17 protein-coding genes are annotated in these 22,932 nt (G+C 41.5%); 8 read left to right on the top strand and 9 right to left on the bottom strand.

The window, feature by feature from the left end:
- Window positions 1-25: 25 nt before the first annotated feature.
- On the top strand, window positions 26-1,522 hold the full coding sequence (locus tag AC570H_RS03575; protein ID WP_497351786.1) for a sensor histidine kinase: 1,497 nt from the start codon (window positions 26-28) through the stop codon (window positions 1,520-1,522).
- On the top strand, window positions 1,519-2,250 hold the full coding sequence (locus tag AC570H_RS03570; RefSeq protein WP_497351784.1) for a LytR/AlgR family response regulator transcription factor: 732 nt from the start codon (window positions 1,519-1,521) through the stop codon (window positions 2,248-2,250). The genes AC570H_RS03575 and AC570H_RS03570 overlap by 4 nt, the downstream gene beginning before the upstream one ends.
- Before the next feature lie 87 nt (window positions 2,251-2,337).
- Here the strand turns inward: AC570H_RS03570 and AC570H_RS03565 are convergent, their stop codons facing one another.
- The 3 genes from AC570H_RS03565 to AC570H_RS03555 form a co-directional block, all read right to left on the bottom strand.
- Window positions 2,338-2,832: a hypothetical protein gene (locus AC570H_RS03565; RefSeq protein ID WP_497351782.1), complete on the bottom strand. Its 495-nt coding sequence runs from the start codon at window positions 2,830-2,832 to the stop codon at window positions 2,338-2,340.
- Window positions 2,833-3,153: 321 nt separating this feature from the next.
- The gene (locus AC570H_RS03560) at window positions 3,154-3,834 is read right to left on the bottom strand and encodes a LytR/AlgR family response regulator transcription factor (protein ID WP_497351780.1); all 681 of its coding nucleotides are present in this window, start codon (window positions 3,832-3,834) and stop codon (window positions 3,154-3,156) included.
- Entirely contained in the window at window positions 3,831-4,883 is a 1,053-nt protein-coding gene (locus tag AC570H_RS03555) for a sensor histidine kinase (protein ID WP_497351778.1), read from the bottom strand. Before AC570H_RS03555 ends, AC570H_RS03560 begins: the two co-directional genes overlap by 4 nt.
- A gap of 178 nt (window positions 4,884-5,061) precedes the next feature.
- On the opposite strand from AC570H_RS03555, the gene AC570H_RS03550 reads away from it, so the two are divergent.
- Together AC570H_RS03550 and AC570H_RS03545 are read left to right on the top strand one after the other, a co-directional pair.
- Complete coding sequence (locus tag AC570H_RS03550) at window positions 5,062-6,321, top strand: erythromycin esterase family protein (RefSeq protein ID WP_497351776.1); 1,260 nt, start codon at window positions 5,062-5,064, stop codon at window positions 6,319-6,321.
- Window positions 6,322-6,430: 109 nt separating this feature from the next.
- Window positions 6,431-7,690 (top strand): metal-dependent hydrolase family protein, encoded by a 1,260-nt coding sequence (locus tag AC570H_RS03545; protein WP_497351774.1) that lies wholly within the window; start codon window positions 6,431-6,433, stop codon window positions 7,688-7,690.
- Between the two features lie 55 nt (window positions 7,691-7,745).
- Here the strand turns inward: AC570H_RS03545 and AC570H_RS03540 are convergent, their stop codons facing one another.
- Both AC570H_RS03540 and AC570H_RS03535 read right to left on the bottom strand, forming a co-directional pair.
- Window positions 7,746-8,747, bottom strand: a complete 1,002-nt coding sequence (locus AC570H_RS03540; RefSeq protein WP_497351772.1) for a phosphotransferase enzyme family protein — start codon at window positions 8,745-8,747, stop codon at window positions 7,746-7,748.
- 23 nt (window positions 8,748-8,770) lie between these two features.
- Window positions 8,771-12,445 (bottom strand): caspase family protein, encoded by a 3,675-nt coding sequence (locus tag AC570H_RS03535; protein WP_497351771.1) that lies wholly within the window; start codon window positions 12,443-12,445, stop codon window positions 8,771-8,773.
- 137 nt (window positions 12,446-12,582) lie between these two features.
- Here AC570H_RS03535 and AC570H_RS03530 point away from each other — a divergent pair, with 137 nt between their 5' ends.
- A complete protein-coding gene (locus tag AC570H_RS03530) occupies window positions 12,583-13,023 on the top strand; it encodes a hypothetical protein (RefSeq protein ID WP_497351769.1) in 441 nt (146 codons plus the stop codon).
- Between the two features lie 319 nt (window positions 13,024-13,342).
- On the opposite strand, the gene AC570H_RS03525 is transcribed toward AC570H_RS03530, so the two are convergent.
- The 4 genes from AC570H_RS03525 to AC570H_RS03510 form a co-directional block, all read right to left on the bottom strand.
- Entirely contained in the window at window positions 13,343-14,749 is a 1,407-nt protein-coding gene (locus AC570H_RS03525) for an efflux transporter outer membrane subunit (protein ID WP_497351767.1), read from the bottom strand.
- Between the two features lie 122 nt (window positions 14,750-14,871).
- Window positions 14,872-18,048, bottom strand: a complete 3,177-nt coding sequence (locus tag AC570H_RS03520) for an efflux RND transporter permease subunit (RefSeq protein WP_497351765.1) — start codon at window positions 18,046-18,048, stop codon at window positions 14,872-14,874.
- 42 nt (window positions 18,049-18,090) lie between these two features.
- Window positions 18,091-19,260: an efflux RND transporter periplasmic adaptor subunit gene (locus AC570H_RS03515; protein ID WP_497351763.1), complete on the bottom strand. Its 1,170-nt coding sequence runs from the start codon at window positions 19,258-19,260 to the stop codon at window positions 18,091-18,093.
- A 38-nt stretch (window positions 19,261-19,298) separates the two neighbouring features.
- Complete coding sequence (locus tag AC570H_RS03510; RefSeq protein WP_497351761.1) at window positions 19,299-19,883, bottom strand: TetR/AcrR family transcriptional regulator; 585 nt, start codon at window positions 19,881-19,883, stop codon at window positions 19,299-19,301.
- A gap of 451 nt (window positions 19,884-20,334) precedes the next feature.
- Between AC570H_RS03510 and AC570H_RS03505 the strand changes: the two genes are divergently transcribed.
- The 3 genes from AC570H_RS03505 (at window position 20,335) to AC570H_RS03495 (ending at window position 22,906) form a co-directional block, all read left to right on the top strand.
- Window positions 20,335-21,018 carry a DUF6134 family protein gene (locus AC570H_RS03505; RefSeq protein WP_497351759.1) on the top strand — a complete coding sequence of 228 codons (684 nt, stop codon included), beginning with the start codon at window positions 20,335-20,337 and terminating at the stop codon, window positions 21,016-21,018.
- 98 nt (window positions 21,019-21,116) lie between these two features.
- On the top strand, window positions 21,117-22,109 hold the full coding sequence (locus AC570H_RS03500; protein WP_497351757.1) for an NAD-dependent epimerase/dehydratase family protein: 993 nt from the start codon (window positions 21,117-21,119) through the stop codon (window positions 22,107-22,109).
- Complete coding sequence (locus AC570H_RS03495) at window positions 22,106-22,906, top strand: SDR family NAD(P)-dependent oxidoreductase (protein ID WP_497351755.1); 801 nt, start codon at window positions 22,106-22,108, stop codon at window positions 22,904-22,906. The genes AC570H_RS03500 and AC570H_RS03495 overlap by 4 nt, the downstream gene beginning before the upstream one ends.
- Window positions 22,907-22,932: the final 26 nt, after the last annotated feature.

Here is a 22,932-nt window from a genome sequence, read left to right as displayed (position 1 = left end):
CCGTTCTTTAGCTACTTTTAAAGCAATGAATAAATTATCGGTTCGGTTAAATGCAGTTTTCAAACACCAGGAGTTCTTTATTTTTATAGGACTTTGGCTTTGGATAGCTATTTTCTTCCTACTGGATAAGGGCACACCTGTTTGGGGCAATTATTTCAACTATTTGTCGCTTACTTTTCCGATCATGCTGCCTTGTTTCATTTTCTCCTGGCTGAAGCCCAATCTGTCGATCAACAACAGCCGAAAAAAATACTTGCGCTATTGGCTGTTCTGCTTTTTGATCTGCGTTCCGGCAATCACGGCGCTATGTAGTTTGCTGTTTCCTACTACCTATATTGGCCTATTTACGCTTACAGCTGGCTTTTGTCTGGCTTTGGAGCTGTTGCTGAGCATCAATAACTATTACCAGAATAGGATCAGGCATATCAAATGGATCAAAAAAATAGGGTTGGAAAACGCCGTGTTTATCAGCATAGTGCTTTTTGCATTGACCATTTCTATCATGGCGGTATCAAGCATGGGCAACCCCAGGTATGAGCAGAAAAACAACTTATTGGTAGGTTTGGAGTTCGATTTTTTTAAGGTTATCCTTCATTTCAGAACCTTTCTAAGCTTTTTCGCGCAATTTTTAGTGATGTATTTGTCAGGCTACCTCTTTTTTTACATCAACAATCGCTTTCTGGTTGCCAAAATTTTAAAGCAAAAGGGATTGATCAGCTACATCTTAAGCCTGCTCGCTACCGTAGCGATTTTGTATCCTTTTATTGCGCAGCTTTTATTGTTCTTGCCTATTAACAAGATTTTTGGTCGCGATATTTTCTCTGCCAACCCATTCGACTTAGAAAATGCCTTTAGTGTGATCGGCATTATGGTGTTGAGCCTGCCAATTGTACTTTCCCTGCAGTGGGGCAAGCAGAATAACCAAATCATGTCATTGGAAAAAGAGAAATCGCAGGCCGAGCTCGATTTGCTCAAACAGCAGCTTAATCCCCATTTTTTCTTCAATACGCTTAATAACCTGTATGCATTGAGTTTGCAGAAATCTGAAAAAACATCTGAGAGCATTTTACAACTGGCCGAACTGATGCGCTACACCATTTACAAAGGACAGGAAAAACAGGTGAGTTTGGCTGAGGAGCTCAGGTACATGGAAGATTATATCCAATTGCAACAAATCAGGCTGAGAAAAACCTTGGATCTAGATTTTGAAGTGCAAATAAGCGATGATCAATTAACCATTGCCCCTTTGCTGCTCATTATTTTGATAGAAAACGCCTTTAAACACGGTATTGAGCCTGCTGAAGAAAGTGCATTTTTAAAACTGAAATTGGATTGCCAAGGTAAGGAGCTCTATTTCAGCTGCGAAAATTCTTTTGAACGCTACGAGCCTGGAAAACCCACCGGTATCGGACTCGAGAACCTCCAAAAACGCCTAGAATTGCTCTATCCTAAGGAACACCGTTTGATTATAAGTTCAGATAATTTTATTTTTAAAGCAGAGTTACACCTCCATTTGTCATGAGTTTGCGTTGCCTAATTATCGATGATGAGCCTTTGGCCCACGACATTATCCTCACCTATTTGGAAGATATTCCCTTTATTGAGGTCGCGGGCCAGTTTTACAGGGCTACAGAAGCTCTTGATTTTTTAAGCAACAACGAAATCGACCTTATTTTTTTGGATATCCGCATGCCTAAGCTCAACGGCTTGGATTTTATCAGAACCTTGAACCATAAGCCCATCATCATCATTACTTCTGCCTACGAAGAATATGCATTGGAAAGCTTTGATCTTGATGTTTGCGATTACCTGCGCAAGCCTTTTAGGTTCGATAGGTTGCTCAAGGCGGCCAATAGGGCCTTGGAAATCCATAACCTCAAAAAACAGGCTTCAAAAGCTATAACAACAGCTCCAATTGCCCCTGATTCCGAAAATACGCAACTTACCATTAAGGCCGACAAGAAAACCATCTTGTTGCAAATAGACGAAATACAGTACTTGGAAAGTTTGGGCAATTATGTAAAGGTTTGGCGTGAAAACGGCTTTCTGTTAACACCGAGAACCATGAGCAGCTTCGAAGAGCAGTTGCCTGCTTCTAGCTTTGTCCGTATCCACAAATCGTACATCTTGAATAAAAAATTTGTGCACTACATAGAAGGAAATACGATTTACCTTAAAAACAAGCAGGAATTGCCTATTGGCAAAAATTTTAGACCAATTATCAAGCAATTGCTTGACATGGAAGAATAATAGATTTTAGTGCAAGACTATAAACAAATAACAAAGCCCGAAGTTCACACTCCAGGCTTGGCCATATATTTCATGGGTAGGTAGGGTTTATAAAGAAGTCAATGTGCGCTGAGCGAACATTTTGTTGACCATTGTTTTAGCTGTTGCCACATTAATGTCGCCAGCAATAGTGATAAATAAATCGGCGTTTTTGATACGAGTTGCCTGTGGACTAAAGAAATTATCGGCAACATATTGTAGGGTCTGCTCAAAATCGGCAATATTGCTTCCTACATTGGCTTCAGTACTGGTTAATTCTACATGAGGCACAACATCCTTAGCTGTAGCTGCATTCTTATTAAATTCAATGCTTTTCTGATTGAGGAAGCTCTGGAAAAGCTGTACGTCTTTTTCAACAGGTGTATTTTGGCTTTCGATCGTTAAACGAGCATATACTTTGCCTAATCCCTCATTTTGCGCCACAATTAGGGTAGCTCCATTTTTAAGCTTGATGCGAACTGGCTCCTTCATTTTTTGTGCGAAGGCAACATGAGTTGCCAATGATAAAAGCAAAACGATAATGATGTTTCTGAATAATTTCATGTCTTATTTTTTAATGAATAATTTTAATAGATTAATTACAACGACACAAAATTACCTTGAAGCAATGGTCTTGGAAACAGACTCGGGGTAGAAAGGCACAAAAGCTCGACGAATAAGGACAAACTCCCTTTGAAACAAAAACATTACACAAAAAGCTGTTTCATACGATCCTATGAATAATTAGCCCTAAATAGCGCTTAAAGAAAAATAAGAATCATTGCCTTTACATACGCTTAGCAGAGTGGAATCAAAGCATATTTAGAAATTTCCTTTTAGTTAAAGCCTGACCTGATGAAAACAATTGGAGTTAAACTACGTTGATCAGCGATTAATCGCTCCTAGCAAATCCTTTTTATACAAAGGGCCTATCGGGATAAAAGATTGATTACTAAGGATCAGCTTATTATCCACAATACGTTGCACATGGTTTTTGTTAACAATATACGAACGATGGGCCTGTAAAAAATGATCAGGATTAAGCTGTTCCAATATGCCTTTTAGGGTTTGGTAAACCAGATAGGACTTATCTTGCGTAAAAAGCTTCACGTAATCTTTGCTCCCCTCTATGTAAATGATATCCTGTTGCTTAAGGTTAAGCAGGCTATGGCCATCTTTAATCAGCAGGTGATTGACAGGGGCCTCTTCCGTTGGTGCATTCAACAACCCAGTCTTGTTTACCGCTTTCATGAAACGCTCATACGAAAATGGTTTTAACAAATAATCAACAGCATCGAGTTCATAACTCTCAAAAGCATACTGTTTATAAGCTGTGGTAAAAATAGTCTTGGGTTTTACTCTTAAGGCTTTTAAAAAATGTAAGCCATTAACCAAGGGCATTTCGATATCTAAAAAAAGCAGATCCACTTGGTGCTTGCTCAGGTACTCGAAAGCCTCTACCGCATTTCTAAAAGAAGCCAAGTGTTGCAAACTGGGTGTTTGACCAATGTAATGTTCCAATACCTGATGCGCCATTGGCTCGTCGTCTATTACTATGCAGTTCATTTTCGATTCAAAATTACAGTTGCCTTATATTGGTCGTTCTCTTCTTCAAATAACAGTTGGTGCTGCTGAGGATAGTAAAGTTCCAGTCTTTTTTTAATATTCACCAAACCAATCCCTCCAGGCTTTTTTGCGCCAAAACCAGGCACATTCTGCAACTTGTCGTTTTGAATGGTAAACTTGATTGCTGTAGCTGTTACTTGCAAATCGGCTTTTACACCAGCATGGTCTTCCAGTTTATGCCGGCCGTGCTTAAAGCTGTTTTCTACCAAGGGCAAGAACAGCAAAGGCGGAATTTTAATCGTTTCATCTACTGCTGGTGCCTCGAAGAAAATATTAGCTTTTGGAAATTTCTGTTGTTCCAATTCAAAATAGCCTTTCAAAAAGTCTATTTCCTCTTGCAGGCTTACCTCTTCCTTATCGCAATCGTACAAAATATACTGCATCATTTGCGAAAGCAACAATATAAAGCGCGGCGTTTCTTTTGATCCCACCAAACTCAAACCATATAAACTGTTGAGCGTATTGAATAAGAAATGAGGTTGCAATTGGGTTTTGAGCATATTCAACTGCAAATGCAGGTTGTCGGTTTCAGACTGGTGGCGTTTAATTTCGTTTTGGTAAGAGAACCTGGATAGGCCAATACAAAAGAAGGCGATCAAATCTGTCAGCAACATATTCCAATCCCAGTGCATATAGGCATGGCTTAGAAACTTATTCACTTCCATGCCTTTTGTAGCCTGATCAAAAATCCACGAAAGGCCAAAGTTGTAATACGGAATTAGAAATGCGAAAAAAGCTACAGTAATCAACAATAACCATAGGTATCCACGGCGCTGCAAAAAATACGGCACAAGCCAACGATAATAAGGGATAACCAACAAAGTTGAACAAATGCTGTACAGGCAAATCTGCAGGTAAGGAAAATCGTTGTTGGGGATATGAGGTAGTCTCACGCTTTCCAGATAGACCGAATATTTATAGACGGCAACATAGAGCAGCCAAATGATCAGCTCGAAAAAAAGAGGAAAGGTGAATACTGGCTTCTTCATGATGGGACTAAATTCGCAATATTAATTGATTATTGCCGGCTTGTTTTCGACGAAGACCTGTTTTTGCACGACTAAAAGAACCTGCCGACATTTAATAGGGCCAGGCTAATGCTTGGTCGAATAATGAATAGCAGAACTGCTTTTTGTGTGTTGATTTGCTTCATCAAAGAACAACGACATGAAAACAACACTTCAACTTCTTATCGCATTTGCGACCTTATCTTTCAACGCTTCGGCACAAAAATCGGCTCCTGTACAAGAACTTAAGCTCGCAAACAGGCAGGTATTTATAAAAGACGCCAAATCCTTAATCGAGAAAATGGGCGATAAAAGAATAGTAGCATTAGGCGAAGGCACCCATGGAACCGCCGAATTTTACAAAGTACGCTACTGGATTACCCGCGAGCTGATCGAGAAAAAAGGCTTTACCCATATTGCCTTTGAAAATGACTTAAGCGATGGCCTGTTATTGAACCAAGAGCTTAGCAGCAACACAGATTTGAATGCCTTGATGAAAAAACGATTACTGAGCATTTGGCAGAACGAAGAAACCAAAGAACTGCTGGCTTGGGTAAAAAGCTATAACCAAACCCACAAAAAAAGAGTAATTGTTGATGGCATCGACTATGTTTATATGAATGTAGATGTAGAAGCCCTGCAAAAAGCATTGGCCAATCAGTCTGCCTTATTAGCTGGCGTGGCACAACTAAAAGCACCTGCTGCTTTTCAAGATGCTACTTGGGAAGCCATGAATGTTAAAGACAGCAAAATAGATTTTGCTGCCATGAGCAAAAGCAGCTACAAAGGTTATTTAACAGCCGATAGCCTCGACAAAAAAATTGAAGAATCAACGCTACCTGCACAAATAAAAGCGGAAAGCCGTCTGATCATTTCAAACATTAAACAAGGTTTTGCGCCGTTCTATTACGAAGCCGTTAAAAAAGAAGAACCAAGTCGCGATGTAAACATGGCCCATAATGTGGCCGAAATTTTAAAGGGAACAACCGATAAAATGGTAATTTGGGCGCATAATGGCCATGTTGCCAAAATGGGCATTTACGACAATGTTGTTGGCGGCATGGGCGGAGAAATTGCCAAATTGTTCCCCAACCAATATTTTGTAATGGGTACCGGAACGGCTAGCGGTACTTTTGCAGCCACCGAACAATCGCGAGATACGTATACCAACCCGATGAAAGCCTATCCTTTAGAAAAAACAGTGGCCGACTCTTGGGAAACCCAATTTGTAGGCTTGGGCAAACCAGCTTTCTACATTTATCCTGATCAATACAACAGCAAGAGCGAAGTTAAACCGATGCGTTTTATTGGCTACGCACCCAAAAGCGGTCCTAGCAGCAACGATAAAACCAATATCAGCAATCACTTTGATGCCTTTTTGTTCATCAGCAATTCAAATGCAGCTACGCCATTAAAATAATAGGCTCAAATCTTGCCTCAGCAAGTCGTTAAGGTAAATTTGTGATTACACCTCGACTGGAATAAGGGAATTGCCACTTAGGCATTCCCTTTTTTCTTATCTTGAACTCATGAAATCGGTTCTCTCCATTATATTGCTTTTCTTTGGCCTATCGGCAGTTGCCCAGCAGGATTCACTCATTCTTTTAAAGCCTGCACAGGTTTTTGATGGCGAGAACCTCCACGCCAATTGGGTAGTGCTGGTTAAAGGCAAACAAATCGAGGCAGTTGGTCCCATGACTTTTAAACTGCCTGCCTATACCAAAATTGTAGAAATGCCAGGCGCTACTTTGCTGCCGGGTTTTATCGAAGGGCATTCGCATTTGTTTCTCCACCCCTATAATGAAGTAAGCTGGAATGATCAAGTGCTCAAAGAAAGCCGTGCCGAAAGAACTGCAAGAGCTGTTAAGCATGCGGAAGCCACCCTAATGGCTGGTTTTACTACCGTGCGTGACTTAGGCACCGAAGGTTCGCAATTTGACGATGTGGGCTTGAAACAGGCTATAGAAAAAGGAATTATTAACGGACCAAGGATGATTATTGCCACCAAGGCTATTGTGGCTAGAGGAAGCTATGGTCCTAATTATAAAAATGCCGATTTGGATTTGCCACAAGGCGCTGCAGAAGTTGCCGGCAACGATGAAATGGCCAAAGAGGTTTACCTGCAGATTAGTAAGGGTGCCGATTTGATCAAGCTCTACGCCGATTACCGCTGGGGATTAGATGGCAAGCCTGCACCAACTTTTAACATCGATGAAATTACCACGGCAAGCGCTATCACCAAAAGCAGTGGCAGGCTTACCGTTGCACATGCATCAACCAAAGAAGGAATGCGAAGGGCGATTATGGGTGGTGTAGCTACCATTGAGCATGGCGATAATGGCGATGATGAAATATTTAAGCTGATGAAAGAAAAAGGAGTAGCCCTATGCCCTACCTTGGCTGCAGGCGATGCCGTTTCGCAATACGATGGCTGGAAAAAGGGGATAGATCCCGAACCCGAACGCATTAAAAACAAAAAGAAAAGTTTTGAATCGGCCCTTCGCAATGGCGTTACCATTTTGATGGGTGGCGATGTAGGCGTTTTCACACATGGCACCAATGCCCGCGAAATGGAATTGATGGTGGCCTATGGCATGAAACCTATCGACGTTTTGCGTTCGGCAACATCTGTTAATGCCAAAGTTTTTGGTTACAGCGAAAAGATCGGGAGCCTGCGCAAAGGCTTAATGGCCGACATCATTGCGGTACAAGGCGACCCAACAACCGATATCCAAAAAACCAAGCAAGTGCTGTTTGTAATGAAAGACGGGAAAATCTTTAAACAATAGTTGGTTTTCAATTGGCTTTGCCGATTAGTAATTGAGCAATAAGCTAATTCTCAAATCAGCCAACATTAGCGCTCCACTCCAGCCATTGCCTAATCAGTCCTACCCTTTGTTTAAGGTAAGCCGGGCCAAAGAAAATGCTCGACCAATCATCGAAGTTTTCATATTGAAAGCCGAGGTAAAACACCCAAAAGCCGAAGCCAAAATAAGGAATAGCTGCTAATTCCCCATCGCTTAAAGGCCTTACTGTTCGATAGGCCTCCACAAATGTTCCAAACGATTTTTCGGCCTGTGCTTTCGTCATCTTGTTATGGTAGCACTCAAAAAAATAATGGATCTTAAAAGAGGCGACATCATTAATCAAATGTCCTTTGCCAGCAAAGTCGAAATCGAAAAAGGTGAGCTGGCCGTTTTCCTGAAAGTGAAAATTCTTGGGCAGGAAATCATAGTGGCAATAGCCATAGCTGAAGTTAGTCAGGTCCAGTTGCTCTATTTTGGGAATCACCTCTTCTGCCATTTGAACCAGTTCGACATATTCCTGTTCCATACCTTCAAAAGCAGGTTCAAGCAATTGTAGAGGTTGCTTAATCATGGTAGCTATGGTATAGGCTTTTCTTGGATTTTCAAGTTCAATAACCGAAGTCAGCTGATGGATTTTAGCCATCTCCACACCCAAGGTTTCTAGTTGCTGCTGGTTAAGATCGTATACAGGTTTGCCCAAGGCATAGCTTAGCAAAATCCCATAGCGTGTACCTTCTGCGGCCTTGAAAGATTGGATTTGTGCTCCATCCAAAGCTTTAATCGGATAAGAAACACTGGCTCCGCTCTCCTTTAACCTGTTGAGCAGTTCTACTTCTGCCTTAATTTCATCCAATTTTCGATGCGCATCGCGGTAGATCTTAAAAATGTACTTTTCATTTTCATTCTCCAACAAATAGGTATCGCTCACATTGTGCACAAGCAAACGACATTTCATTTGGGAGAAGCCGTATTGCTGTTCTAAGAAATCTTTTAAGGCGCGAGAAGAAAGCGTTGAATACTGGGTGGGGAAAATATCCATGATGGCACAAATATAGCCAATATTTACTTTTTGAAAGTCTGCTTCAGTTCGGCAATAAAACCATCGGCAAAGCTTGTGGCATCTTTGTAATTCGCTACAAAAGTACGCACTTCGCCTACCCTAGTCTTATCTTTGATCAGCACATATTTTAAAGTAAGCTGAGTCTCTTTCAGTTCGTAGGTTCCAGAAATTCGATAGGCTCCAGGATAGTCTTTGGCTTCGGTAAACACAAAATCGGCCGTTTTGCCCTTGGTGGTATTTTCCCTAAGCGCTGCATTGATTTTCTCAGACAGGTTCAATTTATCAAACAGCTCTATTGGATCCTGCAATCCAACCGCTACAAAAACAGGCTTGGGTTCGGCCAAAATAATGGCTTTCTTGGCTTCTTCGTCTACTTTCCCAATGTCAAAGCTTTGCTGGTTATCTGGACTTCGGTATAAAGGCTTTTGAATGCCACCAATGCCTTCGGCCAATTTGGGCACTTCATCAACGGCATATTGCAAGAGTTTTTGGATATCTACATATTCCTCCGCTCCATCAATCCGTAAAGAAGCTCCACGCATGGCCTTTAACAGCGAATAAGTCAACAAACCTTGGCCATAAATTGAAGATTCGTAACTTACCGCATCCGAAGCTGAACCCGATAAAATATAAAATCCGGTACGGTCTTGCATACGGTCTAAAGCCCTCACCTGACTAGAAGGAACATCTCTCGCTGCTGCCAACATGGTTTCGGTCGCTTTGCCCGATGCACAGGCATCGAGAATGAGCATCTTTTTACGGGCAGTAACCTGATTAAGCAATTGGGTAAGCTCGGCGCTCGATACTGCAGTCGTATTTCTGATAGCCGGATCGGCCAAATAAACAGCATCAGCACCTGCCGCCTCCTTGGTGAGGTAATAAAAATCGCCATCGGCCCCGCCAAAATTCACACCATGGCCTGAAAGGTAAACTACCAAAATATCGGTAGGTTTCATTTTTTTCGCCAATTCTTGCAGGGCTGTTATCAGGTTCTTTTTGGTAGGCTGCTTTGATTCCGTAGCTTCTGAATTAAACAGATTAACTTCTACTTCGCCAAGGCCAAACAGTTTTTGCGCCGACAGTTTTAAAGCTCCCGCGAAATCGGCTGCGTCTTTGCCTGCATAACGCAGGTCTATCTGGTTGCCGCTATAATCTGATGTACCAAATACCAAGGCAAACAAACGAGGTTTTTCGGTACTTTTTTGAACTGATGTATTTTTCACAACAGTGCCTTTGCGCTTTGCTAAATTAAGATTAATCGTATCTGGAGCCGTACTCAGCCAATTGGCACCATTCCAAGCCACCACTTTCACCTGCACTTGGTCTTCATTTAAAAATCGTTGACTAAAATGGTTCAAGTCGACAGTAATTTGGAGTTCTGAGAGGTTTTTATCGGCATTGCCTTTGGGTCTTGCATCAGCAATTACTTCGGCGTTATTCAGGTACACCGCCACTTTGCCTAGGCCACCACGCTGATTTTTCAGCCGAATACTTAACAAATTCTGATTAGAGATGCTGCATTTTAATTGAGGCGCCAATTCAATTTGGTCTAAGGCAGGTACCACACGTAAAGGCTCTTTGTTATAGCCCAATTGGATCTGCAATAAACCAGGCTGATAATAGCGATGTTTCAGCTGCTCCAGTTCAATGATTTTCCAAGGCATGGTGCTATCCTCACTGTCGTTTACCACATAATACATCAGCTTCATGGCTTGTTGCGAAGCATCGAAAAGATTGTCTTTGCCTAATGTAGCCCACTCTTTTTCATTCAAAATCACAAATGTGCTGATTTCCTTGGCCTGTTTAAAATCCCAAATTTTTATCGAATTATCATAAGAAGTAGAATAAAGCCTGCTATAATCTTCATTAAATTCGAGGCCCACAATCCAGCTTTGATGACCGACCAATACTTTTTCTGTGGCCAAGGTAACCGGATTGAGGAAATAGATCACGCCATCGTCTGGACTGGCAATAATTTGCCTGAGTTTGGGCTCATAAGCCAGGTATTGAAAATTGCCACTGGGCCTTAAGCGCCTTTCCTTGATCATTTGATTGGTTTCCTTATTAAACAGACGGATTACTCCACCGTTGATACCCGTTACGTAAATGCTATCGCTCAGTTTGGCCAGCTTAGCAATGCTATATTTTGAGTTGATCTGTTGTTTGAGCATTCCCTTATCCAGGTCATAAAAATAGATGACCTTGCCACCATCCTTATTGGCGATAAAGGCCAGGGTGTGTTCATCATGCCACAACATATCGAAAGCGCTAGGCTCAAAACCAATATCAAGCACTTTATAAAGGCTGTAATCACTCGTTCGATAAATGTTGATCTTGTTATTGCTTAAAGGAATAGCAAGATATTGATGATTACTATTCAGGAAAATCTTGACGGCATTCGCTGCATCGGGTTCTGGAATGGTTTTAATGACCTTGTTCGTTTCCTTATCCCAAACCATCCATTTCTCATAGCTCGACAGCAACAAATGTTTACCCAAATTGGCCAGGTAATAAATATGCGAAGTATCCCTAAACAAAGAAGTAATCTGATTGCTCTTGAGGTCCCATTTCTTCAAAACATTATCTTCTCCGCCCAGGTACAATTGATTATTGATGAGGATAGGATTTCCCTGATAGGCCGTTTGCTTGGCGTTTAAGCGCTCTATTTTTTCTGTTTGGAGATCCAAACTGTAAACGCTCAGGTTAAAGCCAGTAATGAATGCGATTGTATTGGGTTTGCCTGGATATTGCTGCAAAACAACATTTCCCTGCAGCACATTCGACACAAAGATGTCTGTTTTGATTTTCTTCAGGATCTGTTGTTGTTCCATGTCATAGACCAGAAATACAGCTTTTCGATCCGCATTTCTGCACACGATAGCTACCGTTTTCGTATTTAGTGTCAAGATATCCAAAGGCAAACCCTCGCTCAACGGTTTTTTAAATACACCTTTTGCCTCAAAAACATCGTACTTCCTAATCTCGGCAGGCTTTTCGGTTACATAGTAGATGTATTTTTCATCCAGCGACAGCGATGCCGAGCGAAATAGCGCCGAACTTAAATAGGTGCTTCCCTCCGTCTCTCCATTTGCCACATTTACGAATTCGATATTATGCAGGGTATCGGTTTTGGAAGTATCTGGCGAGATGCTCATGAAATACTTTCCGGTAGCCGAAAAACCTACTTTGGTAATGGGGTATTCATGGTATTGATAGCGATAAACCGTATCCATTTTTTTGAGGTCCCATTTGGCGACGGTACCATCCCAATCGGCACTAACCATATATTTTCCATCTCTGCTAATGTCTATCGACATGACGTTTCTGGTATGAGCTACGGTATCTCTTTTTAGGATTTTTCCGGAGTTGAGGTCCCAAAAAACGATGTCTCCATATTGATCGCCACTAACTACCGTACGGTTATCTGGTGTGATAGCGATGGCCTGTACGTAATCGCGATGGCCCCAAAAAGTAAATACTTCGCGCTTGCTTTTCAAGTCGAAGATTTTAACGGACCTGTCCATAGCTGCCGAAACCAGGTATTGTCCATTAGGTGTAATGGAAAAGGCCGAAATCCAAGAGTTTTGTCCGGAGGGAATGGTAAGCACAGGTTTTTGTGCCAAGGCGAATTCGAAAAACATTACCAACGCTACAAATAGGAACAGAAATTTCCTCATGACCAGTGCTTTACTCTTGCTTAATTTTCGAGAAAATTAAAGATTTAGCTAGCGCGATAAAATACTTAAAACTAGGTATTTATTCGTTAATCTCTTTTGCGGATTATTGCCTAAACAACAATTAACCGATTATGAAAATGAAATCTCTATTGCTTTTAGCCCTATGTCTGATTGTAGGCAGTGCTTTTGCACAAAATGCGACTAAAGTAACCATCAAGAACGAAACCTATTACCTAACCAAGGAAATCGGCTACCCAATTGTAGGCACTTACAAATACAATAGCAGCACCGGCGAACCCATAGTACAGCTTAATGCAGATGGAACCGGCCTTTTTCAGCTTCACGAGGCACAGCCCACCAAAATGGTTTGGGGCATTGAATCTGATGCGCAGGGCAAAGCCAAAAAAGTAGAAGGTCCTGCCGGAGCGAAGTATCGCCTGTGGTATCAAATCAAGGAAAAGAACAAGGGCAAAGGCTGGGAATCAGGTGTGGTAGATTCGTGGGATGTAGTAGAATTGGCCGTTTCTTTTACGGGTAAGAAAATTTACATCTTGGGCGAACGTGTAAAGGATTTTTAGTCTAGTTGAGGGGCTATGGTTGATGGTCGATGGTACATGGTTGATAGTTTATAGTCCATAGTCTTAAGTCCATAGTCAAGGGTGTTTAGGATTTTTTCAAAGCTGTCCGGCATGAATCAAGAAGGATGTTGTCATCCAGACCGCAGGGAAGGATCTATTCTCGAGATAGATTCCTCATTACACTCGGAATGACAAAATTTGGCCTAACAGCGTTTATAACAAAAAAAGACCTGCTGATGCAGGCCTTTTTTGTTTATCTATTATGCGTCAGGGTTTGTTTCGAATGAGTACTGGATCAAGCCCAACATAACGCATTTATTTACTGTTTCCAGCCGCCACCTAAGGCTTTATACAGATTCACTACGGCTTGTAGTTTTTGCAACTTATCATTCACACTGCTTAACTGCGCAGCCAATAAGCTTTGCTCAGAAGTTAGTACATCAGTATAATTGGTTGTTGAACTGTAACGCAACAATTCCTGTGTAAAATCAACTGCTTTGGTTAAAGAAGCGATTTGCTTAGCACGGGTACCTTCTTTTTCTGTTGCCGTTTGATAAGCATACAAGGCATTCGAAACTTCTTGTCCGGCAGTTAACAAACTCTGCTGAAAACCAAAGAATGCAATCTGTTGCTGTGCCTGTGCCGTTTTTAAACGGGCTTTGTTTTGGCCTTTGGCAAAAATTGGCTGTGTTAAGCCGCCAACCAGGTTATAGAAAATAGAATGGCTAAAGAAATCTTTCAATTGTAAACTCGATAAACCTCCAGAAGCTGTTAAGGTTAAAGCCGGGTAAAAATAGGTTTTAGCTACATTGGTGTTTTCGAAAGCCGAGCGCAAGCCAAACTCTGCAGCCTGTACATCTGGACGGTTTTGCAACAATTGGGCAGAAATACCGGTTTGCAAATCGCTATAAGGCACTTGCTTATCCAAGTTGGTACGCGTAATCTCGCCTGGTGCTTTTCCCAATAAGGTGCTCAATGCATTTTCGGCCTCTCTAATGCTTCTTTTCAAATCGGGAATAGTTACTTGAGCCGCATATAAATTGGCTTCGCTTTGCACTACCGCAGCCCCGTTAACGATTGCACCTTCTTTTAAATCTTTCATGGTGTTTACGCTCTTCTCTCTCACCTTAACCGTTTGCTCGGTAATGGCCAATTGCTGGTCTAAAGCCAATAAATTGTAATAAGCATTGGCAATATTGGCAATCAATTGGGTCTGTACGGCACGTTTAGCCGCATCGCTTTGCAATAAAGCGGCATAGGCCGAACGTTTGGCACTGCTCAATTTGCCCCAGATATCGGCTTCCCAGCTGGTGCTCAATTGTGCACGATAGGTTTGGGTTTCCAAATCGATGTTAATGCCCGGAGGAAAGTTCAATGCAGCCCTCGACTGTCTGGCATCGGTTACCGAAACATCGCCCTGCAAACTTGGCAATAAGGCCATTCTGTTTTGCAACAAGGTAGCTTCGGCCACTTTGATACGCTCGATAGCCTGTTTTAAATCAAGGTTTTCTTTTAAGCCCTGCTCAATCAATGCCTGCAGTTCTGTATCGGCAAACAAGGTTTTCCATGGCAGATTGGCTATGGTGGTGGTATCTGTACCTGATTGGTTGCGGTACAGGTTATCGCTGATCACCTCCGGACGCGTGTACTTTTTAGTCACACAGGCATTCAGGCTCAATACAATGATACCTATGGTTAATAACGAATATTTATTTCTAATGTTCATCTGTTTGTATTTTTAATTTTGAATGATTGAATTTTGAATGAAAGAATGGTCAAACCTTATCCCCTACCTTTTCGCTAACCAAGCCATTCTCTCATTCAATAATTTTCTAATTCAATATTCTATTAATGTTCACGGGTATCAACTTCTGGAAACTCCAGGGCTGCTTGTTCCGCATCATAGCCTTCGGCAAAAGGCGATTTACTACTTACTTTCTCTTGCAGGGTTTGGAAAACGATAAACAATGCCGGGATCACGAAAACACCGAAAAGGGTACCGATCAACATCCCGCCTACTGCACCTGTACCAATAGATTTGTTACCCGCAGCACCTACACCTGTAGAAACCATCAATGGCAATAAACCCAAGATAAAGGCAAAGGAAGTCATCAAAATCGGACGCAAACGCGCTGTTGCCCCATCAATGGCCGCATTGACGATACTCATGCCTTTACGGCGCCTATCTACTGCATATTCTACAATCAAGATGGCGTTTTTGGCCAATAGACCTACCAACATGATGAGGGTAATTTGGGTATAGATGTTATTGTCTACACCTAAAATCTTATCGAAGATAAATACTCCCGCCAAACCAATCGGCAAGGAAATCAATACAGCCAAAGGCAAGATATAACTTTCATATTGTGCCGAAAGCAGGAAGTAAACAAAGATCACACAAAGCAAAAAGATAAAAATAGTTTGGCTGCCACTGCTCATTTCTTCGCGGGAAAGACCCGAGAACTCATAGCCATAACCCGCTGGCAAGTGTATCGCCGCTTCTTCTTGTACTGCCTTCAAGGCATCACCCGAGCTAAAGCCAGGTTTTGGGTTACCTGTAATCGCCATAGAGGTATATAAGTTGAACCTAGAAATGGCCTGTGGACCATAAACTTTCTCCAAGTTGATAAACTCGCTAACTGGCGCCATTGTACCGTTAGAAGTACGCACATAAATACTGGTTAAGCTCTGCTGGTTTGCACGATACTGTGCATCGGCCTGGTACATTACCCTAAACTGTTTACCAAATTTATTAAAGTTGGATGCATAAACCCCACCATAATAACCTTGCAACACATTTAAGACATCGCTCACATTTAAACCTGCCTGTTTCACTTTCGCCACATTTACATCAATTTGGTATTGAGGGAAATTAGGGTTAAATGAAGTAGCTGCGTACTGGATTTCAGGGCGTTTATTTAATGCTGCCAAAAATCCGTTTCCTATGGTATTGAATTTATTGATGTCGCCACCTGTTTTATCTTGCAGCTGAAACTCAAATCCTCCACCGGTACCAAAACCTTGGATGGTTGGTGGCGCAAAGAAAATAACCTTTGCTCCTTTTATGCCGGCTGTTTTGGCAAATAGTTCGCCAATGATGGCCTGAACATCTCGCTTACGCTTATCCCAAGGGGCAAGCCTGGCAATAACCATCCCGTAAGAACTACCAGAACCGCTAATTAAGCTTCGGCCAACAACCCTAAATGTTGCTTCTACTTCAGGTATTTTACTTACGGCATCATTGATCTGTACAATAATTTTATCGGTTTCTTCCTGTGAGGTTGAAGGTGGCAAGGAAATATCAGAAAAAACAGTTCCCAAATCCTCGCTCGGCACAAAGCCTTTTGGCGTGGTGTTCATTGTCCAGATTAATATTCCAGCAAATATGACGATGCCTAAACCTGCAATCCATTTTTTTCTGGCCAAAAACCCAACCGATTTTTTGTATCGGTTTGTCATTAAATCGAATGAGGTATTAAATGCAGCGTAAAAGCGCTGTATAAAATTTTTCGATTTTTCGTGTTCCTCTTTATGTGGCTTTAAGAATATTGCGCACAAAGCAGGACTTAAGGTTAAGGCATTAATGGCCGATAAAATAATTGAAATCGCTAGCGTTAAACCAAATTGCTTGTAGAATACACCGGATGAACCTTGGATAAAACTCACTGGAACGAATACCGCTGCCATTACCAAGGTAATTGATATAATCGCACCGCTGATATCGTCCATGGCATCTATTGTAGCTTGTTTGGCCGATTTATAACCATGGTCTAACTTGGCATGGACGGCCTCTACCACCACAATGGCATCATCTACCACAATACCGATGGCCAATACCAAAGCGAAAAGGGTTAGCAAGTTGATGGTAAAGCCAAATAAACTCAAGAAGAAAAAGGTACCAATAATAGCTACCGGCACACTAATTGCCGGAATTAAGGTAGAACGGAAATCCTGTAAGAAGATAAACACTACAAGGAACACCAAAATAAAAGCCTCTACCAAAGTATGGAGTACCTTTTCTATGGAAGCATCCAAGAAGTTGTTTACATTCACAACTGTTTCATAATGAACTCCTTTTGGAAAAGTCAGGGAGGCTTTATCTAATGTTTTAATTGAATTTTCAATTACTTCTTTAGCGTTTGAGCCTGCTGTTTGACTAATGGCGATACCCAAGGCTGGTTTGCCATTAAATTTCACATAACTGGCATAACTTTGGGCACCAAGTTCTATTCTTGCGATATCTTTTAAACGAAGCACCTGACCATTGGCAGCCGTTCTGATAATGATATTGCTAAACTCGGTTTCATTTTTTAAACGACCGGTATATTTTAAAGTATATTGGAACGATTGTTTTCCCTGTTCACCAAACTGGCCTGGGGCAGCTTCGATATTCTGATCTGCTAGTGCCACACTGATATCATTTGGCACCAAACCATAACTCGCCATTACATCAGGCTTAAGCCAAATACGCATGGTATAATCTAAGGTACCAAATGCAGTGGCATCACCTACTCCATTAATCCTTTTGATTTCGGGAATAATATTGATGTTCGCATAATTTTGCAAAAACTTTTGATCATACGATGGATCATCACTGTAAATGGCAAAAATAAGGAGGTTACTTGCTTGTCTTTTTGCAGTAATTACACCAGAACGCGTTACCTCTGCAGGCAATAGGCTCGTAGCCCTTGCCACCCTATTCTGTACGTTTACTGCCGCCAAATCTGGATTTGTTCCCAGTTTAAAGTTTACGGTAATGGTGGCTGTACCATCGTTACTCGCAGTAGAGGTCATGTAGGTCATGTTCTCTACCCCGTTTATTTGTTCTTCAAGTGGAACAACCACACTGCTCATTACCACATCGGCATTTGCACCTTGGTACGAAGCCGAAACCTGAACGGTTGGAGGTGCAATTTCTGGATATTGGGAAATTGGCAGGGTAACCAAACCCAAAATACCCAGTATGACGATGATGATGGATATAACCGTTGATAATACCGGTCTCTCTATAAATTTTTTAAACATAAATTCTAATTCTTCTGGACGAAACCAGTATTTAAATGAATCCTATTTTTTAATATCGGCTAATACCGAGTCGGCTTTTTGTTCTTCTGGCTTAATGGCCATGCCATCTTTGAGCGATTGGAAACCTTCCAATACTACTTTGTCGCCTGCTTTTAAGCCTTTGGTAACCACGTAGAAATTGCCTTTTGCCAATTCCATCACTTGGATCTCGGTACTTACCACTTTAGCCGAATCGCCCAAAACATATACAAATTTCTTTCCTTGCAAATCGGTAGTCGATTTTTGAGGGATCAGGATTACGTTTTGCAGGTGTTGCGGAATGCGTACCGATGCACTGGCACCGCTTTTAAGCAAAGCCACCGGATTAGGGAAAGTTGCCCTTAAACTGGCAGAACCTGTACTCGTGTTGATTTGTCCGTTAATAGATTCTATTTTACCATTCTGTGCATAAATGCTGCCATCGGCCAATACCAGGCTTACAGCCGGAATGTTCTTCATTTGCTCGGCCAAGGTTTTGCCTTTGTAGGTATTAGAAAAATCCAATAACTGCTTTTCGTTAAGCGAGAAGTAAGCATAAACCCTCGACGTATTTGAAACTGTAGTTAGTGGCTGTGCACTTGTACTGCTTACCAAAGTACCCGTTTTGTAAGGAATACTGCCTACCACGCCGTCAACCGGACTGGTAATTGAAGTATAGCCTAAATTGGTTCTCGCATTTACCAAATCGGCCTTTGCTTGTGCTAATGCAGCTTTTCTGCTTTGTAAAGTCAGCTGGGCCGATTCAAGTTCGTATTTGCTGATGATATCCTTATCAACCAAAGGTTTGGTTTTGTTTACCTGTAGCTGTGCGGCACTTACGTTAGCTTCGGCATTGCTGATGGCAGCTGTAGCCGTTCTCACCTGTTGCTCGTATTGCGGCGCATTGATGGTGAAAAGCAATTGCCCCTTCTTCACTACAGCACCTTCGTCAACATAGATCTTTTCAATAAATCCGTCAACTTTTGGCCTGATGTCTATATCCTGGATACCTTCTATGGTAGCCGGGTAATCTTGATCTAGGGTAGTAGCCTGGGTGCTCACGGCAAAAACCGGATAAGGCTGTGGCTGACTGGCTGCTGCCGCTGCTTTTGCCGCCTTATCGTCTTTACCACCGCATGAAGCAAGTACGGATCCTAGAAATAAAATAAGCGATAATCGAATTGTTGTTTTCATATTAATATGGGGTTTGCTTTTGTGTTTCATGTTGATTTTTATTGATAAACCATTTCGAAAATGAGCTTTTTACGCTCTTTCATTAGTTCAAGGTATGCTGCATCATTGATGCTATAAAGTGATTTGTTTAAGCTTTTATTAATTAAAGGGTAAGCCATTAAGGCGAACAAATTCATGCAAAAATGGCGAGGATCCATCCGTTTGATCTTGCCTTTGTCCATTTCTGCACTTATCTCTTTTAAAAAGGCCGATACCCTGGTCTTCTTCTCTTCAGGAACCTGCCGATCGTTACGGTTCAGGTCTGTAATAATATACATCTCGCGGTAGGGATACTGCATGGCCTGATCCATAAATACGTTGATCAGTTTTTCGAGCTTGTCCTTAAACTCCAATTGCGAAGCAAATACGCCATCCATCTCTTTCGACATTTCCAAACGTGCCTCGGTAGCTACCTGTTCGAATAAGATATCCCTTGTTCTAAAATAGTAGTTTAATAGTGTCCGGTTAACGCCGGCCGCATCTGCAATATCCTGTGTAGTAGCATGTAACTTTCCCTCAGAAAAAAAAATCCGCTTGGCGGTATCTTTAATATGCTGTTCTGTTCCCGTATCTCTCTGCCCCATTTACAATTTGTTTAACATTTTTGTTAAACAAATGTAGACATCTATTTTAACCTGCATAATCCCTATCAAAAAAGTAGCTGATTTATGACAAATGGTTGATAATATCGGAAGGCTTGAAGTTTGCAGTTTTCAGTTTGCAGTTGGCAGCCTGCAATTCCCAATGGGCTAATCTGGAAAAGGATTTAATCGACCGATTTGTCATGCAGAGCATAGCGAAGCATCCGTAAATAAGACTTGTTCCTAATAGATTCCTCGTGCCTCGGAATGACAAAAGCCAGTGTCAAGTTAGCAGTTTTCGGTTTTCAGTTTACAATTTCTAATGGACCAATGAACTAATCAGCTAATCAGCCATTTGACACTTGAAATATTTTTTTCAAAAGACATAGGGGTAAAATCAATTTGGGTTGTATTACTATAAAAACAGTATTAACACACAGCAAAACATTAGATCATGATACCAGCACTTTTATTTTGGTTGTTCAAAAAATATGCACGACCAGCATTTAACCAATTTTATCTCCAGCTCAGCAATGGCAATCTGTTAAGGCTTACCAAAAAGAAAACCATCCTTTTGTTATTGATCGGCACTGGCTTATTTGCAAAGGCCGAAGAAAAGATGACAACCTATCAGATCAAGCGCAACGGCACCGTAATCGGGCAAATGCAGCTGCAACAGAAAAATAATGGTGCCGAAACATTTTTAAAGATGAGTTCGAATGTCAAAACCCGTTTCATTTTCGAAATCAATGTACAAACCACAGACGAATCGCTTTTTAAGAATGGGCAGCTCCAATACTCTAGCGTTTACCGCAAAGTAAATGGCAAGGAAAAAGAAAACCGCCAAACCAAGCTATTTCAACAACAATATCAGCTTTTGGCAGGCAACAAGAGCACTTTGCTCAATTCGAATATCAATTATAACATGATGTTGCTTTATTGTCAAGAGCCCACCAATATTTCGCAGGTGTATTCAGATAATTTCCAAAAGATGCTGGCCATTAAAAAAATCGGTGCAAATAACTACAGAATAGATCTTCCCGATGGCAATTACAACACCTATTACTTCAAAAATGGTGTTTGCAAAACAGTAGAAGTTCATCATTCCTTGTACACTATCACTATGGAACTGGTTTAAAAAGAGATGACAGAATGAATAAAGGATTGAATGATAGAATAAATAAACGACCTCAATCCATTCAATCATTCAAAACTCAATCATTCAAAATTTAAAAAATGGAAACGAAAATATTTGTAAGTGGTGCTTCTGGTTTTATTGGCCGAAAATTATGCTTTGATTTAGCAGAAAAAGGCTTTAAGGTTCATGCCTTGTGTAGAAATACCGCTCATCCCTATCTGCTTCAACACAAAAACATCAGCTTCTTTGAAGGAGATATTCTCGATATCAAAAGCTTGGAAGTAGCTATGACTGGATGCGAACAGGTGTACCATACGGCCGCAATGGCCAAAATGTGGTGCAAAAACAAAGAAGATTTTTACACCGTGAATGTGATCGGCACCAAAAACGTAATGCAAACTGCCCTTAATCAAGGTGTAAAAAGAGTGGTTTATACCTCAACCTGTGGGGTATGGGGGCCCACCTTGCGCCATCCCATGGTAGAAAGCGATCCGCGGATCATGGGTTTTCCCATCGACTATGAACGCACCAAATATTTAGCCGAGCTTGAGGTCAATAATTTCGTAAAGAACGGATTGGATGTGGTTACGGTTAATCCATCGCGGGTATTTGGCGAAGGCCCAGTTACGGATAGCAATACGGTAAGCAAAATGGTCCGTGGCTATTTAAAGGGCAAATGGCGTATCATTCCCGGTAACGGCGACAATGTAGCCAATTATGCTTTTTTAGATGATGTAGTAGATGGCCATATGGCCGCCATGCAAAACGGCGAAACCGGTCAGCGCTATATTTTGGGAGGCGAAGACATTAGTTTTAACCAGTTTTTTGCCATTTTGGGCGCAATTTCCGGACATCACCAAAAAATGTTTAGGGTGCCCCAAAAAATCATCAAATTTTATAGCCATATCGAAAGGCTGAAAACTGCTTTAACCGGTTTAACACCTGTGTTCTTGCCCGAATTTGCCGATAGACTACGCTACGACCAGAAATACAGCAGCAATAAAGCCATCAATCAATTCGATTACCACATTACCCCTTTTGCCGAAGCCTTAACAAGAACCGTTCATTACTTACAAAAACACGCATCATGAAATCATTAACCGCTATAGTTACTGGAGCCAGCGAAGGGTTAGGCAAATCTTTCGCCTTTGAGCTCGCCCATAGGGATATCAATCTTGTTTTGGTTTCATTACCTAAATCGGGCTTGCCTGAACTGGCTAATTTTATCCGCATCAATTTCAATATTCAGGTTACCGAATTTGAACTCGACCTTACCCAAACCGAAAACTGTGAAATTATATTCAACTCTCTGCGAAAAGAAAGAATCACGGCCGATTTGCTCATCAACAATGCAGGCTTGGGCAACTGGTCGTGGTTTGAAGAAAAACAGATCGATTTCTACAAAAAACAGATCGACTTGAACATTACCAGTACGGTGTTACTTACGCGCCTTTTTTTAGATCAGATCGATAAGCAACAACCTTCGTATATCTTAAATGTAGGCAGTTTGGGTGGCCGCTTTATGGTACCGAGAAAATTGGTTTATGGGGCTACCAAATCGTTTATCAGTTATTTTACCCGTTGCCTGCAACTGGAACAGGCCAATACGATGGTTAGGGTAAGCCTGTTAAGTCCAGGGGGGATAAACACCAAGCCAGAGTTATTGGTATTGAACCATTCGCTAAAAGGAATTTCCAAGGCTACCATTTTAGAACCTGAGCAAGTGGCCAAAACCGCCATTGATGGACTGCTCAGGGGAAAGAAAGAGATCATTCCGGGACAGATCAACAGGATTTTGGTGGCCTTCGATGTATTGCTGCCCAGCTTTATCAAAGAATTCATCATTAAAAGAAAATTAACGGCAACCGTGGGACAACCGGCTAATTAAACCTTTAAAAAACTTTATTAAAAGCT

The sequence above is a fragment of the Pedobacter sp. B4419 genome (genome assembly GCF_059693725.1).
The sequence above is the reverse complement of the archived record's forward strand: the minus strand, read 5'-3'. Positions and strand labels throughout refer to the sequence as shown.

Coding starts and splice junctions, on each gene's coding strand:
- AC570H_RS03530 (WP_497351769.1), top strand. CDS start 12,583: ATGAAATCTCTATTGCTTTTAGCCCTATGTCTGATTGTAGGCAGTGCT.
- AC570H_RS03560 (WP_497351780.1), bottom strand. CDS start 3,834: ATGAACTGCATAGTAATAGACGACGAGCCAATGGCGCATCAGGTATTG.
- AC570H_RS03500 (WP_497351757.1), top strand. CDS start 21,117: ATGGAAACGAAAATATTTGTAAGTGGTGCTTCTGGTTTTATTGGCCGA.
- AC570H_RS03505 (WP_497351759.1), top strand. CDS start 20,335: ATGATACCAGCACTTTTATTTTGGTTGTTCAAAAAATATGCACGACCA.
- AC570H_RS03515 (WP_497351763.1), bottom strand. CDS start 19,260: ATGAAAACAACAATTCGATTATCGCTTATTTTATTTCTAGGATCCGTA.
- AC570H_RS03570 (WP_497351784.1), top strand. CDS start 1,519: ATGAGTTTGCGTTGCCTAATTATCGATGATGAGCCTTTGGCCCACGAC.
- AC570H_RS03575 (WP_497351786.1), top strand. CDS start 26: ATGAATAAATTATCGGTTCGGTTAAATGCAGTTTTCAAACACCAGGAG.
- AC570H_RS03510 (WP_497351761.1), bottom strand. CDS start 19,883: ATGGGGCAGAGAGATACGGGAACAGAACAGCATATTAAAGATACCGCC.
- AC570H_RS03545 (WP_497351774.1), top strand. CDS start 6,431: ATGAAATCGGTTCTCTCCATTATATTGCTTTTCTTTGGCCTATCGGCA.
- AC570H_RS03525 (WP_497351767.1), bottom strand. CDS start 14,749: ATGAACATTAGAAATAAATATTCGTTATTAACCATAGGTATCATTGTA.
- AC570H_RS03520 (WP_497351765.1), bottom strand. CDS start 18,048: ATGTTTAAAAAATTTATAGAGAGACCGGTATTATCAACGGTTATATCC.
- AC570H_RS03495 (WP_497351755.1), top strand. CDS start 22,106: ATGAAATCATTAACCGCTATAGTTACTGGAGCCAGCGAAGGGTTAGGC.
- AC570H_RS03555 (WP_497351778.1), bottom strand. CDS start 4,883: ATGAAGAAGCCAGTATTCACCTTTCCTCTTTTTTTCGAGCTGATCATT.
- AC570H_RS03540 (WP_497351772.1), bottom strand. CDS start 8,747: ATGGATATTTTCCCCACCCAGTATTCAACGCTTTCTTCTCGCGCCTTA.
- AC570H_RS03535 (WP_497351771.1), bottom strand. CDS start 12,445: ATGAGGAAATTTCTGTTCCTATTTGTAGCGTTGGTAATGTTTTTCGAA.
- AC570H_RS03550 (WP_497351776.1), top strand. CDS start 5,062: ATGAAAACAACACTTCAACTTCTTATCGCATTTGCGACCTTATCTTTC.
- AC570H_RS03565 (WP_497351782.1), bottom strand. CDS start 2,832: ATGAAATTATTCAGAAACATCATTATCGTTTTGCTTTTATCATTGGCA.